We start from the raw sequence: 13,689 nt of genomic DNA on the forward strand, positions 1-13,689 counted from the left end.
TAAAATTTAGCTCTATGTTGCTACAGAGCCCTCAATGTTTCAACGAGTAGTAGATCTTTTCTGCCAGCCCTTGCGAAATACCCGGCACTTTTGCAATTTCCTCCATGCTGGCATTGAGTAATCCTTGCAATCCGCCCATGTACTTCAACAGCATCTGGCGACGTTTTGGCCCGACGCCTTCGATAGTCTCAAGGGTACTGGTATTTTTCACTTTCGCCCGTTTTTTCCGGTGTCCGCTGATGGCGTGATCGTGCGACTCATCGCGGATATGCTGGATCACGTGCAGCGCAGGAGAATCAGGCGGCAGGCTGAAGCCCTCCCCTTCCGGCTCGAAGAACAACGTCTCCAGACCTGCTTTACGATCCGCCCCTTTCGCCACCCCTAACAGCAGCGGATGGTTTTTATCCCACTCCACGTCGAGCGATTCAAATACCGCCTTCGCCTGTCCAAGCTGCCCTTTCCCGCCGTCGATAAGAATAACGTCAGGAATTTTGCTCGCTTCGATCGCTTTACCATAGCGGCGGCGCAGCACCTGGTTCATGGCGGCGTAATCGTCGCCCGGGGTAATGCCGGTAATGTTATACCGACGATACTCTGCCCGCAGCGGACCGTTGGCATCAAAGACCACGCACGACGCCACGGTCTGCTCGCCCATGGTATGGCTGATGTCGAAGCATTCCATACGCTTCACTTCAGGCAGCTTGAGCAGCGTAGCGAGCGCGGTTAAGCGCTGGCTGACGGTGGACTGCTGAGAAAGTTTGGTGGTCAGCGCCGTGGCGGCATTGGTTCGCGCCAGCTTCAGATAGCGGGCGCGATCGCCGCGCGGTTTCGTCTGCACGTTCACCCGGCGGCCGGCCAGCTCAGAAAGCGAATCCGCCAGCAGCGTTTTGTCGTCGAGGGTGAAGTCGAGCAGGATCTCAGACGGCAGCGTACGCATCTGGCTGCCCTGCAAATAGAACTGGCCGACGAAGGTTTCCACCACTTCCCCCAGTTCGGTGCCGCCCGGCACCTTCGGGAAGTAGCTGCGGCTGCCGAGCACCTTGCCCTGACGAATAAACAGCACGTGAACACAGGCCAGACCGGCGTCAAAGGCAACGCCGATAACGTCGAGGTCGTCGCCCGTGTTGGAAACAAACTGCTTCTCGGTGACTCTGCGCACCGCCTGGATCTGATCGCGGATGCGCGCGGCTTCCTCAAACTCCAGCCCCGCGCTGGCTTTCTCCATGCGGGCAATCAGCTGCGTCAGCACCTGATCGTCTTTACCGGCTAAAAACAGGCGCACGTACTCAACCTGCTGCGCATACTCTTCTTCACTTACCAGCCCTTCGACGCACGGCCCCAGGCAGCGGCCAATCTGATATTGCAGGCACGGCCGGGAACGGTTGCGGTAGACGCTGTTTTCACACTGGCGAACGGGGAAGATTTTTTGCAACAGCGCCAGCGTTTCGCGCACGGCATAACCGTTCGGGAAAGGGCCAAAGTATTCACCCTTCGCATGCTTAGCGCCACGATGCATCGCCAGGCGAGGATGGGTATCACCGCTCAGGAAGATAAACGGGTAGGACTTATCATCGCGCAGCAGAACGTTGTAGCGCGGCTGATACAGCTTGATATAGTTGTGCTCAAGCAGCAGCGCTTCCGTTTCCGTATGCGTCACGGTGACATCAATGTTGTTGATGAGTGCGACCAGTGCTTCGGTTTTACGAGAGGCAAGATTGCTGCGGAAATAGCTGGAAAGGCGTTTTTTCAGATCTTTTGCCTTACCGACATAGATAACCGTACCGCCAGCGTCGTACATTCGGTAGACGCCCGGCTGGCTGGTGACGGTTTTCAGAAATGCTTTTGAATCGAACGCTTCACTCACTGACTTATTAATGACTCCGCATTGCACAAACCATGGCGAATGGCCAGATGAGTCAGTTCGACATCACCGTGTATGTTCAGTTTACTGAACATCCGATAGCGATAGCTGTTGACCGTTTTCGGGCTAAGATTCAGCTGCTCTGAAATCTCATTCACCTTCTGACCTTTAGTGATCATCAGCATAATCTGCAATTCACGCTCAGACAAACTGGCGAACGGAGATTCCGTTTTTTCCGGTTCAATCTGACTCAGCGCCATCTGTTGAGCAATATCTGAGGCAATGTACCGCTGACCTGCATAGACGGAACGGATAGCATTAACGACTTCCTGCGGCGCGGCACCTTTGCTGAGATATCCGGCAGCCCCTGCCTGCATAACCCTGGCCGGGAGCGGATTTTCGGTATGGACGGTCAGCATGATGACTTTTGTGTCAACGAACATGCGGGCGATTTTACGCGTGGCTTCAAGCCCGCCGATTCCGGGCATGTTCATATCCATCAGCACCACGTCTGCTGAGTTAGCGCGACACCATTTTACGGCATCTTCGCCACAGCATGCCTCGCCGGCAACTTTAATACCCTTTATATCTTCAAGAATGCGACGTATCCCTGCGCGCACCAGTTCGTGGTCATCAACAAGAAGGACGTTGATCAAAGGAAATGTCTCCAGAATAGGGATAACGCTACTGACTGCTAATTCCGCTTATATTAGCGGTTTTCCATCCAAGTTTAAAACGCTAAAAAAGCGGCTATACGATTGTGGTCTCGTTTTTGGAAATTAGGCTGTACAGCAACTGGAAAGAAAACCCGCGCACGCTGGGCTTTTGCCGCTATTTTTAAGCACCAGCATTCAAAAAGTTACCAAAACATTTGTTAACGCAAACTAAAAAATGCTCTCATTTTTTTGTAACAACAATTAACGAATGGCGAACCGGTGATAAACATTTAATTGTCGCTAACATATTGGACAGATTACCTTCATAATCCGCGCGGACCAATAATCAATACCTGGAAAAGTATAAAAAACAACCACTGCATTTTTTGCCGCGGCTTGTGGTATACTCCGCCGCCTTAACTTTCATCGTCGCGCTCAAGCGCTGTTTTATAATGAGGAAAATAAATGAGCACACCTGAATTTGCCACTGCCGAGAATAACCAGGAACTGGCACAGGAAGTAAACTGCCTTAAGTCGCTGCTGACGCTTATGTTACAGGCGATGGGCCAGGCTGATGCTGGACGTGTGATCATTAAAATGGAAAAACAGATCGCGCAGATGGAAGATCGGGCGGAATCCGCTGTTTTTGCCAATACGGTTAAGCAAATTAAACAAGCCTACCGCCAGTAACAAAAACGGCTGGATGCAGAGCATTCAGCCGTTTTCTCGTCTGACACGCAGAACGTGATATCAGTCAGATAAGCCCCGTCGCTGCGGCATAACACGCTATCTGGGTTTTATTCGGCGCGTTGAATTTCTTCTGCATATTCTTCTGATGGAAATTCACCGTATTTTCCGAGATGGAGAGAATAATAGCGATCTCTGCCGACGTTTTCCCTTCCGCTGTCCACTTCAGAATTTCCCGCTCACGCTTGCTGAATTTCATTTCCGGCGGCATCACCATCTCATCCTCAAAACGAAGCAGTGAGGTTAACGCCATCTGAACCAGCATTTGCAGACGCAGCTCCACTTCTTCGCTGGATATTGCGCTTGCCTGCAGGCTGGTACGCGACACCGAGAGGAACCCAAGCGCATGATTTGGTAACATCATGCACTGCGTTATTCCTTTACGTAAACCGTGATCCCGCGCCCCGTCCCATAATTGCTGGGCATCCGTGAATAATTCATCCGTCCAGGGCAAATGGCCCTGTATGAAATTCTCGGGCTTAAGTACCGGATCGATGGAGAAATAATTCTCGGACTGATATTGCGCCATCCACTGCTGCGGATAAGTGGAGTGGACGGACGTACGCGGGCGGGTAAATGGCACAGGGTGTCTGACGCAAAGCGCATAATAATCGAAGTCTAGCGCCTGCGTTTGTCGCTGAAGTTCCTGATATACCTCGTCGGCACAGGTCATTTCCTGAAACCGGAGAAAGCATTCCCGTCGCCAGGTGAAAAAGTCTATATCCCTCATACCTTCTGAATGAAGCCTCTGATAAAAGATAATCATAATTATGGTGAATATAACCTAACACATAAATCACGATTATTTATATAAAATGTCGGCGCCGAGCAGATTATCTTTAATTTGGCGAGGGCTTATCCAAATTCGGTGGAATAAAAAAGCACCAGAACAGGCTTTAAGGGAAGATAATTTGCTCCAGAAGGAACATCTGGAGCAAATTGCGTGTGAAAATGCTACTGCATTAAGAATTTTTCAAGGAACTGGCGCGTGCGCGGCTGCTGCGGATTGGCGAACAGATCCTTAGCGGGCCCCTGCTCTACAATTCGCCCCTGATCCATGAAGATAGCCCGATCGGCAACGTCGCGGGCAAAGCTCATTTCATGAGTCACAATCACCATCGTGCGTTTTTCCTGCGCCAGCTGTCGGATGGTGTTCAGCACTTCCCCCACCAGCTCGGGATCGAGCGCCGATGTAGGTTCATCGAAGAGGATTACGTCCGGGCGCATCGCCAGCGCGCGGGCAATGGCGACACGCTGCTGCTGACCACCGGAAAGACGACGCGGATAGCTCGTCTCTTTACCGGCCAGCCCAACTTTCGCCAGCAGTTCACGGGCGCGGGCGGTCGCTTCTTCCCGGGGTTCACCCTTAACGATGACCGGGCCTTCAATGATGTTTTCCAGCACCGTGCGGTGAGGGAAAAGATTAAAGCTCTGGAATACGAAGCCAACGTGCTGACGCAGGCGACGAATCAACCCTTTTTGCTGACTGATGGATTTGCCGGTATCAATGGTGATATCGCCCACGCGGATCGTCCCGCCCTCCGGCTGCTCCAGAAGATTGATGCTGCGCAGCAGCGTGGTTTTCCCTGACCCGCTCGGGCCGATAATCGCCACCACTTCGCCCTGCGCGACCTCAAGGTCGATTCCATACAGCACCGTTTGCCCGTGGAACTTTTTCACCAGGTTTTTAACGTCAATTGCACTCATTTTGGATCACGCTCCTGGCGGTTAAGCTGGTTTTCAAAATAGTTTTGCAGGGCGGAGAGCACCGTCGCCATCACCCAGTAAATCAGCGAGGCCGCCAGATACATGGTAAACACTTCAAGGGTACGCGAGGTGATCAGCTGCGCCTGACGGAACAGTTCCGGCACCTGGATGGTGGCCGCAAGCGAGGTGTCTTTTACCAGGCTAATAAAGCTGTTGCTCAGCGGAGGAAGCGCCACACGCGCCGCCTGCGGCAGGATCGCCCGGCGGAGCGTCTGCCACGGGGTCATCCCGATGCTGGCCGCCGCTTCCCACTGCCCCTTATCGATAGAGGAGATTGCCGCACGCAGCGTTTCAGACGTATACGCCGCCGTATTCAGCGACAAACCTATCATCGCCGCCGGAACAGGATCCAGCTCGATGCCGAACTGCGGCAGCCCGTAGTAAATCATGAACAGCTGGGCGATAAGCGGCGTTCCGCGGAATACGGAGATGTAAAACCGCGCCAGCCACCGCACCGGCAAGATGTTCGACATGCGCATCAGCGCCAGAATAAACCCGAGTACCAGCCCGAAGAACATTCCGCCGATACTCAGCTGCAGGGTAAACACGGCCCCTTTAAGCAGAAATGGCAGGGAATCAATAACCAGTTGAATACTTTCTTGCATTATTATTTTTCTACCTGATTTTTAGACGTGAGGATGATAGGCAAACAGCGCAGGCGCCCCGCCAGTATGAACAAACAAAATCGGTCCTTCATCCTTAAAGCGCTTGCGGGCAATGCCGTCGATCAGGCCAGCCATTGCCTTACCGGTATAGACCGGATCCAGCAGAATACCCTCAAGGCGGGCCAGCAGCTTAACGGCCTCCATCCCTTCATCGTTTGGGGTGCCATAGCCAGGGGCAAAATAGTCATCCCACAGCGTAACTTCCGCCTTCGCCTCCAGCTCAAGCTGTTCTGCCACCGCCTGCTGCAGGGTGACGACTTTTGGCTTTTGATCCGCCACGCTTCTGGAAACCGTGACGCCAATCAGCTCAACGTCCGGCATCAGCTGCTCAAGCCCGACCGCTAATCCCGCATGGGTCCCTGCACTGCCGGAGGCCACCACCACCGAGGATAGGCTCACCGCGCCTTCACACTGCTGAGCGATCTCCAGCGCGCTCTCGACATAGCCGAGGGCGCCCAGCGCGTTCGAGCCGCCCACGGGAATAACGTAGGGGCGGAACCCCTGCGCTTCCAGCCGCGTTGCGAGCTCGTCAAGCTGCGCGGTCGGGTCGGTCAACGCATCGACCATTTCGACCTGCACATTAAACAGATCCAGAAGCAGCCGGTTACCGTTAGTCAGGTAATTCTCTGCCCGCGTGCCGATCGGGTTCTCCAGCAGGGCGACGCAGTGCAGGCCCAGCTTTGCCGCCACGGCGGCGGTCTGGCGAACGTGGTTGGACTGGATGGCCCCTGCGGTGACCAGCGTGTCCGCGCCCTCGCGCAGGGCATCGGCGGCGAGAAACTCCAGCTTGCGCAGCTTATTTCCGCCCATCGCCACTGGCGTCACATCGTCACGCTTAATGAAAATATCGCGCCCAAGATAGTCAGAAAATCGCGGCAGGTACTCCAGCGGCGTGGGTGCGCCAATAAATTCCAGACGGGGAAAGCGCGTTAAATTCTGTAGTGACATGGTTCCTCCGGTCACGCAAACAATTGTTATTTCATTATGCACGCAGACGCGCGAGAAATAAAAAAGGCGCTTTTAAAAGCGCCTTTTTTTATCGGTCAGAGACTTATTTGGTCACGTCTGCGCCGAACCACTTCTCGGAAAGCGCCTTCAGGCTGCCGTCTTTCTGCATTTCAGCAAGCGCGCCGTCGATGGCCTTCAGCAGGTCGTCGTTGCCTTTACGCACCGCCACGCCGGACTCCTGACGGGAGAACGGCTCGCCCGCAACGGCCAGGGTGTTATTGGTTTTCTTCACCAGGTCCAGCGCGGCCAGGCGATCGACCAGAATGGCGTCAATACGGCCTACGCGCAGATCCTGGTATTTAGTCGGGTCATCATCATACGTGCGGATGTCCACGCCCTGCACGTTCTGGCGCAGCCACTCTTCATAGTTAGTGCCCAGACCCACGCCGACTTTCTTACCTTTCAGATCCGCCGCGGTTTTAATGCTGCCTTCGTTACCTTTCTTCACCAGCGCCTGGATACCGGACACGGTGTACGGCGTGGAGAAGTCGTACTTCTTCTTGCGCTCGTCAGAAATGGTCACCTGGTTAATCACTACGTCAATGCGTTTGGAGTCCAGCGACGCCAGCATACCGTCCCATTTGGTCGGTTTCAGGGAGGCTTTCACGCCGAGATGTTTTGCCAGCTCCTGCGCAAACTCCACTTCAAAACCGGTCAGCTTGCCGTCGTCACCCTGGAAGCTAAACGGAGGATAGGTTCCTTCCAGCCCCACCAGCAGCGTGCCGCGCTCTTTGACTTTGTTGAGCAGATTTTCTGCTGCGAACGTTTTCACGCTCATACCCGCGACCAGCGCAACGGCCATCATCCCCATCAGCGCCTGACGACCCAGAAGTGCTAATTTCATAAGTACCCCGATACAGTGGAATTTTTGAGTAGTGTAGAGAAATCGCCTGCAACGTCAAAGGCGGCTGCGCTACATCTTATTCTTTTTTAATATATATCAGAAGTTGTTCCGGCGCGGACTTTCTGCTTCATGACGCCCGGCATCTGGACTTTATACTGGGCGTACTTGCGCAGCGCGATGCGGTAGTTGTTGGTGCTGGTGGCAGGCAGCCACGGCTCGAGATTTTCATCCAGATAGCCGGTTGTCAGCAGATCCCTGGAGATATTTTGCAGGGTCAGGTGCTGACCAAGGCGACGCAGGCGAACGACGTATTCCCGCACGGTGCCGTGGCTCATCTCGGTTTGTTCAAACAGGAATTGCTTGAAGCCAATAATATCAAAGAAGTCGCTTTGCTCTTTGCAGTGGAGATCGCCACAGAAACGGCAAAGCGCCACCCACTCTTTTTGCTCTTCAAGCCAGGCGGCTTCATCCATCAGCGTGTCGAGGCGGGAAATCGCTATCTTATTCACAATTTCGCCGCGACGAACCAGCGTGATGCGGTCGAGTAGTTTTTTACAGTGGGCGCAATGCGTCTGGCTGTGTTTAAAGTCTTTCAGGTAGCGGCTTAAAGGCCGTCTTTTTGATTGCTGCACCGTCATGATAACTCCTGGTTGTCAATACGTTGTGCGGCATTTTTCAGGTGAATCAATCACCTATAACTTACCCAGTTTTGTGCGCAGACGTTTAATGGCCTGGCTGTGCAGCTGGCTTACCCGTGACTCCCCCACCTCCAGCACGGCGCCAATCTCTTTGAGATTGAGCTCCTCCTGGTAATAGAGCGTCAACACCAGTTGTTCACGTTCCGGTAACGCTTCAATCGCTTCCATCACGCGCTGGCGTAAATTACCTTCCAGTAAATGGTGTAACGGGTTTTCTTGCTGATGCTCATCCGTCACCAGCTCGATGCTATCGCCATGCTCTTCGCGCCACTCGTCGTAAGAAAAGAGTTGGCTGTTGTTGGTATCGAGCAACATCTGGCGATACTCTTCAACAGGTATGCCCAGGCGTTCCGCCACTTCCGTTTCCGTCGCGTTGCGCCCAAGCTCCTGTTCCAGCTGCCCCATTGCATGCGCTACTTCACGGGCGTTGCGGCGAACGCTGCGCGGCACCCAGTCGCGGCTGCGCAGCTCGTCCAGCATCGCACCACGAATACGCTGCACTGCGTAAGTCGTAAATGCCGTTCCTTGCAGAGCGTCGTACCGGTCAACTGCATTCAATAACCCGATACCGCCCGCCTGCAGCAGATCGTCCAGTTCCACGCTCGCCGGCAAACGCACCTGGAGGCGCAATGCTTCGTGACGCACCAGCGGAACATAACGCTGCCACAGCGAGTGTTTATCCATTACACCTTCAGCGGTATAGAGTGAATTCACGATAAACAGCCCTGCGTTAGTTGAGTTATCGGCATGATTATCCGATTCTGGAGGGTAATCAATTGGATGAATAATGGGTGAAATGGGGGGTTATTTGCCTATTACTTTATAATCCTCGACGCTGGCACAGCATATAAAACCAGTTCAAAAGCCAGTTCCGGATGATGGCCGCGAAGATAAAAGGCGTAATCTGCGCTGAGTGACTGAATATATTGCGGAATAGTCAGCAAATCTTCCGGTTTATGATAAAGGCTGATTGCCAGCAGCGGCTGCCAGGTCCGAATAGTCTCAGCGGCGCCCTCCAGTGCTTTAAGCTCCGCCCCTTCGACATCCATTTTTATAAATGTGGCTTTACCGCCCTGGAGGATATTATCGATGCTGTCCAGCTCAATGGTGACGGTATTGCTGCTTTGCTCCACAAGGCGTGAAGAGAGGGCATTTCCCGACTGAAAAGAGAGAACGGTTTTATTATCCCATACCCCTTTTTGCACCGGCTGGCAGAATGGCCACCGACGCGTATTGTCACAAAGCTGAGCATAATTACCGGCATCCGGTTCGAAACCGACAATTTTTTCCGGCATCGCGACCTGCTGGCGCTCCACTTCCTGCATAAACGCGCCGATGCTGTCGCCATTGTAGGCACCGCAATCGATGAAGACTTCGTTATCCTGTAGACGGAGAACATCGGCAGGGAAATAGTGCGCTGGCTCGTAGACCGTCTGGTAATAGCCACGCGTTGCGCTCAGACGCTGCTTCAGGAATGCGACCAGCGTTTCTCTTGAGCGTTCGTCTGCCAGGCCTGCATAGACCTCTTCGAGGACGTCGCTATGCCCGGCGCAAAACGACGGGGTATACCATAGACGGGTGCTGACGCCGATAAACGCGGGATCGTATACCAGCACGTTGGCGCCACCGCGACGTAATTCGTCCTGCAACGCTTCGCTTACGTACTGTAGCGCCACGATACAGTTAAATTCGCCGGGCTGTTCAATGAGATCTTCAATCGCCACCACCGGCAGGCCGTGGAAGGTCATGCCCTCGGTCAGGTACTGTCGGTTTAATGCCACCTTATCGAGAGGCATATTTTCCCGGAACATAAATTCCGCGGTCATCTGCCCGAGGCAGCCTGCGCCGTACAGCACCAGCGGAAGACCGCTGGCATGCATAGCGCGGATGCTTTCAACGAAGTGATTATCGTAGCCCTGTATTTGTTCCAGTAATGTCATGTGGTCCTCAGCTAAACCTTTGTTAACGATGCAAATCGACTTTCGCAGACGTCACCGCGCTCTGCTGCGCTTTTTCGAGAAACTCCAGGCCGCGAACGGCGGTATCGCAGCTGAGGCTGTATCCTGTAGGCTCACCGCGTAAGCTGGCGGCGATGTCGGCGTAATAGTTAGCAAACGCCTCAATAAAGCCGGCGGGATGCCCTGCCTTAAAACGACAATAGCGCGGCTGATTAGCCACCCTGTTATCTCCCGCCGTGCGGTCGATAAGCCGCACGTTGCCGTGTTCATCGGCAAGACGGAGATATTCGGGTTCCATCTGCAGCCACTCCGCGCTGCCCAGCGATCCATAGATGCGGATGCGCAGGCCGTTGCGGTAACCGAGCGCCGCTTTGCCATACCAGTAGTTGCAAACCATATCGTCGCCATAGCGGGACACCAGGTTCACCGTATCGACAACGTCCGATACGCGCGCAAAGGTGCTGTTGATCGCATAGACATCTTCGGCTTGCCTGTCCGTCAGAAACTCCACCAGCTGGTGGACATGGACACCAAGGTCGAGCGAAACGGTGGGAATGTCTCCGTCAACTCGTCGCCATTCCTGAGGCTGCGGCACGCTGCCATCCTCACGGCTGCGAATAAACCCTTCCTGCGGCATTTCGACCATGACGTGCTGAATTTTGCCCAGCTCGCCGTTGAGCAGGCGCTCGCGCAGTTCGCGAACCATGGGATAACCGGTGTAGTTATAGGTGACGTACAGTTGCCCTTTCATGTCCGCCACGCGCCGGGCGATATCCCGCGCGTCTCCCGCGCTGGCAACCAACGCTTTTTCACTGATAACCGGCAGCCCGTACTCCAGAGCGGCCATGATAATTTCACGGTGGGCCGGCGTAGGCGTCAGGATAACCACGGCATCCAGCCGCGCGTGCTGTTCTTCCAGCAGGGTAACCGCGCTGGTGTAGATGGACTCGTCGTTAAGCCCCCAGGCCCGCCCCGTCTGCTGGTTCAGGGACGCATCGCGGCTAAAGCAGCCCGCCGTGAGCTGGAAATGTCCATCCATTTGGCTGGCGATTTTGTGGGTCAAGCCGATGGCGGAATTGATCCCACCGCCGATAAATCCGAGTGACAGCGGCCTGTTCATAATCCGGTCCTTACAACGTAGTAAAAGAGAAATAGTTTTTTAGCTGCGGCGTGTGGCGCGCCATGGCAGTAAGTTCGGTAAACTCCGCAAATACCAGCCCGGCGCGATCCCCGGGGGCAGGCCCGAGTTCATCGCCCGGCTGTTTAAGCGGGAAAGCCTGCATGACCGTGGCCGGCAGCGAGGCGTAGCTAAAGCCGAAGAAACGGCTTTGCCGTTCGCTGGAGACCGTATGGCGCGCAATGTAGCGCTGGCGCGCCGGTCGCCGGTGCGCGAACGCGCTCTTCTCACCGATAAAGGGGGCGACAAATTCGCGGCAATAATCTATGCCCGTTGAGAACTCAATCAGCTTCGAGTAGAGATCGCCGGGGCAGCGGCGGGTAACCTCAATCAGCCAAAATGCCTCTTCGTCAGCGATAAGCTGGGTATGCAACAAACCGTCTACCAGATTCAAATCACTGACGATGGCCTGCATGCACTCGCTGATGCGGTCGCGCATCGGCTCGCTGAGGTTGACGCTCAGGCAGCTGCTATTCACCTGCCACGGGTAGACCGTGCAGTACTCATCGACAAAAAATTCGCAGACGATTTGCCCACCGCGGATAAAGGCGGAGTGGCTGTACAGGGCGCCCTGGCAGAACGTCTCAATGACGCACTCCCCTCCTGCCGATGCCGCACGGGCGATATTTACCGCCTCATCCAGCTCTGACGGCTGATGAATCAGTGAAATCCCCTTTCCGCTGTAGGCATCAACGGGTTTAACCAGCAGGGGAAACGCCATAGCGCGCGCCTCCTGAAGGCTGCCGGCGGCCTGCGGGATAGGGTATCCCCGGGCGCTGGCCCATTTCCTGAAACGGTCCTTAAGAAAGAGAAGATCGCTGACGTCGGGCTCGTCGAAGCCTGGAAGGCCCAGCGCCTGCGCGACCCGACAGCCAGACAGGTAAGAGACGTCGGTTACGCCCGGGGAGAGCGCGGTAATGTTTTCAGCACGGGCAATCGCCAGCACGGCGTCGCTGTCGGCATAATTTTGCACGCAGGTCGCGTCGGCATATTTCATCCCCGCGTCCTGCGCTTTTCCGCTACAGGCGAGCGTGCGAAAACCCGCCGCCTTAATGGCCTGCTGCAAGGGCAGTGAGGCAAAGCCCGCGTCAAGGATCATGGCAGTACGCGTCATCGTCATACCGCCAGCGCCGTAAGTATTGTTGACTCGTCAGACGGTAACCGCCCGGGCAGCGCGGCGCGCTTCAGGGCATTCACCACCCGATCCTGATCCTGTGACGTTAATCCCGGATAAACAGGCAGGCACAGCACCTTGTCTGCGATAGCGTTCGCCACAGGCAGATGCTCTTCCGCGGACGTTGGGAAACCTCTGTACATGGCAAAGGAGCTGATCAGCGGATAGAAATAGCGGCGCGTCAAAATGTTGTCTGCCTTGAATAACGCATAGACTTCATCGCGGCTTCTGCCAAATTCCGGCTCAATGAGCACCGGAAAATAGGCGTGATTCCAGCTCACATCGTCTGGCACGTCGACGAACGTTAATCCTTCCAGCCCCTCCAGGAGGTCGCAATAGCGTTGATGGAGCGCCTTGCGCTCCTCCAGGGCTTTATCTATATGCTTAAGCTGAAGCAGGCCAAACGCGGCTTCCACTTCATTCATTTTGGCGTTTATCCCCGGGGCCACGATGCGGGTTTCACCAGCAAAGCCAAAATTCTTGAGATAGTCGATGCGCTGCTTGGTTTTCAGATCCTGGGATATAATCGCCCCGCCCTCAAAGGTATTAAAGACTTTGGTGGCATGGAAGCTGAGTATCGATAAATCGCCGTGGTTTAAAATACTGACATCATTTTTACGCACGTTAAAGGCGTGTGCGGCATCATAAATAACCCGCAAACCGTAAACGTCCGCAATTTTCTGGATCTTATCGATGTCGCAAGGAATACCGTAACAGTGGACAGGTAAAATTGCCGTGGTATGCGGCGTAATTAATTCTTCGATACGATCCGGATTAATATTATAGGTTCGCGGATCGATATCAGCGAAGACGGGCGTTAAGCCATTCCACAGCAGGCTATGCGAGGTGGCAACAAAGGAATAAGGCGTGGTGATCACCTCGCCGCTCAGACGCAGTGCCTGAAACGCCGTCAGCAAGGCCAGCGTACCGTTAGCAAACAGCGACAGGTGCTTTACGCCAAGATATTCCGCCAGCGCTTCTTCAAGCTGCTGGTGAAAAGGCCCGCCGTTCGTCAGGGTCTTGTTTTGCCATATTTGCTCCAGATAGGGGATAAACTCTTCCAGAGGAGGCAAAAAAGGACTGGTTACGTAAATTTCACTCATAGCGTACCTCGGTATTGATACCGGCAATTTT

Annotated in this window: 15 protein-coding genes; 2 read left to right on the forward strand and 13 right to left on the reverse strand. The window is 54.4% G+C overall.

Annotated elements, in window-relative coordinates; all coding sequences use genetic code 11:
* Positions 1-31: 31 nt before the first annotated feature.
* Positions 32-1,864, reverse strand: a complete 1,833-nt coding sequence (gene uvrC / locus OWK27_RS09930; protein WP_193354672.1) for an excinuclease ABC subunit UvrC — start codon at positions 1,862-1,864, stop codon at positions 32-34.
* A complete protein-coding gene (uvrY, locus tag OWK27_RS09935; protein WP_148418129.1) occupies positions 1,861-2,517 on the reverse strand; it encodes a UvrY/SirA/GacA family response regulator transcription factor in 657 nt (218 codons plus the stop codon). The genes uvrC and uvrY overlap by 4 nt, the downstream gene beginning before the upstream one ends.
* A 398-nt stretch (positions 2,518-2,915) precedes the next feature.
* On the opposite strand from uvrY, the gene OWK27_RS24295 reads away from it, so the two are divergent.
* Complete coding sequence (locus tag OWK27_RS24295; RefSeq protein WP_420712946.1) at positions 2,916-2,996, forward strand: hypothetical protein; 81 nt, start codon at positions 2,916-2,918, stop codon at positions 2,994-2,996.
* Positions 2,983-3,207 (forward strand): DUF2594 family protein, encoded by a 225-nt coding sequence (locus OWK27_RS09940; protein WP_148418130.1) that lies wholly within the window; start codon positions 2,983-2,985, stop codon positions 3,205-3,207. Before OWK27_RS24295 ends, OWK27_RS09940 begins: the two co-directional genes overlap by 14 nt.
* A 64-nt stretch (positions 3,208-3,271) precedes the next feature.
* On the opposite strand, the gene sdiA is transcribed toward OWK27_RS09940, so the two are convergent.
* The 11 genes from sdiA to OWK27_RS09995 all read right to left on the reverse strand — a co-directional run bounded on the left by sdiA (position 3,272) and on the right by OWK27_RS09995 (position 13,658).
* A complete protein-coding gene (gene sdiA, locus OWK27_RS09945; RefSeq protein ID WP_148418289.1) occupies positions 3,272-3,994 on the reverse strand; it encodes a transcriptional regulator SdiA in 723 nt (240 codons plus the stop codon).
* A 224-nt stretch (positions 3,995-4,218) separates the two neighbouring features.
* Entirely contained in the window at positions 4,219-4,971 is a 753-nt protein-coding gene (gene tcyN, locus OWK27_RS09950; protein WP_252003947.1) for an L-cystine ABC transporter ATP-binding protein TcyN, read from the reverse strand.
* The gene (gene tcyL, locus OWK27_RS09955) at positions 4,968-5,636 is read right to left on the reverse strand and encodes a cystine ABC transporter permease (protein WP_176610004.1); all 669 of its coding nucleotides are present in this window, start codon (positions 5,634-5,636) and stop codon (positions 4,968-4,970) included. Before tcyL ends, tcyN begins: the two co-directional genes overlap by 4 nt.
* 21 nt (positions 5,637-5,657) lie before the next feature.
* Positions 5,658-6,644 carry a D-cysteine desulfhydrase gene (gene dcyD, locus OWK27_RS09960; protein WP_148418133.1) on the reverse strand — a complete coding sequence of 329 codons (987 nt, stop codon included), beginning with the start codon at positions 6,642-6,644 and terminating at the stop codon, positions 5,658-5,660.
* A gap of 103 nt (positions 6,645-6,747) precedes the next feature.
* Positions 6,748-7,548: a cystine ABC transporter substrate-binding protein gene (gene tcyJ, locus OWK27_RS09965; protein ID WP_176610003.1), complete on the reverse strand. Its 801-nt coding sequence runs from the start codon at positions 7,546-7,548 to the stop codon at positions 6,748-6,750.
* Positions 7,549-7,634: 86 nt separating this feature from the next.
* On the reverse strand, positions 7,635-8,186 hold the full coding sequence (fliZ, locus tag OWK27_RS09970) for a flagella biosynthesis regulatory protein FliZ (protein ID WP_176610002.1): 552 nt from the start codon (positions 8,184-8,186) through the stop codon (positions 7,635-7,637).
* A gap of 54 nt (positions 8,187-8,240) precedes the next feature.
* Entirely contained in the window at positions 8,241-8,960 is a 720-nt protein-coding gene (locus OWK27_RS09975; RefSeq protein WP_003859623.1) for an RNA polymerase sigma factor FliA, read from the reverse strand.
* A 101-nt stretch (positions 8,961-9,061) separates the two neighbouring features.
* Positions 9,062-10,186 (reverse strand): FkbM family methyltransferase, encoded by a 1,125-nt coding sequence (locus OWK27_RS09980; protein ID WP_242172279.1) that lies wholly within the window; start codon positions 10,184-10,186, stop codon positions 9,062-9,064.
* 22 nt (positions 10,187-10,208) lie between these two features.
* Positions 10,209-11,324 carry a Gfo/Idh/MocA family protein gene (locus OWK27_RS09985; protein ID WP_267590315.1) on the reverse strand — a complete coding sequence of 372 codons (1,116 nt, stop codon included), beginning with the start codon at positions 11,322-11,324 and terminating at the stop codon, positions 10,209-10,211.
* A gap of 10 nt (positions 11,325-11,334) precedes the next feature.
* Positions 11,335-12,495, reverse strand: a complete 1,161-nt coding sequence (locus OWK27_RS09990; protein WP_324291168.1) for an ATP-grasp domain-containing protein — start codon at positions 12,493-12,495, stop codon at positions 11,335-11,337.
* Positions 12,496-12,497: 2 nt separating this feature from the next.
* Positions 12,498-13,658 (reverse strand): DegT/DnrJ/EryC1/StrS family aminotransferase, encoded by a 1,161-nt coding sequence (locus tag OWK27_RS09995; protein WP_148418139.1) that lies wholly within the window; start codon positions 13,656-13,658, stop codon positions 12,498-12,500.
* Between the last annotated feature and the right edge of the window lie 31 nt (positions 13,659-13,689).

This window comes from Enterobacter cloacae complex sp. 2022EL-00788 (assembly GCF_026627565.1).
GTDB classification, from domain to species: domain Bacteria; phylum Pseudomonadota; class Gammaproteobacteria; order Enterobacterales; family Enterobacteriaceae; genus Enterobacter; species Enterobacter pasteurii.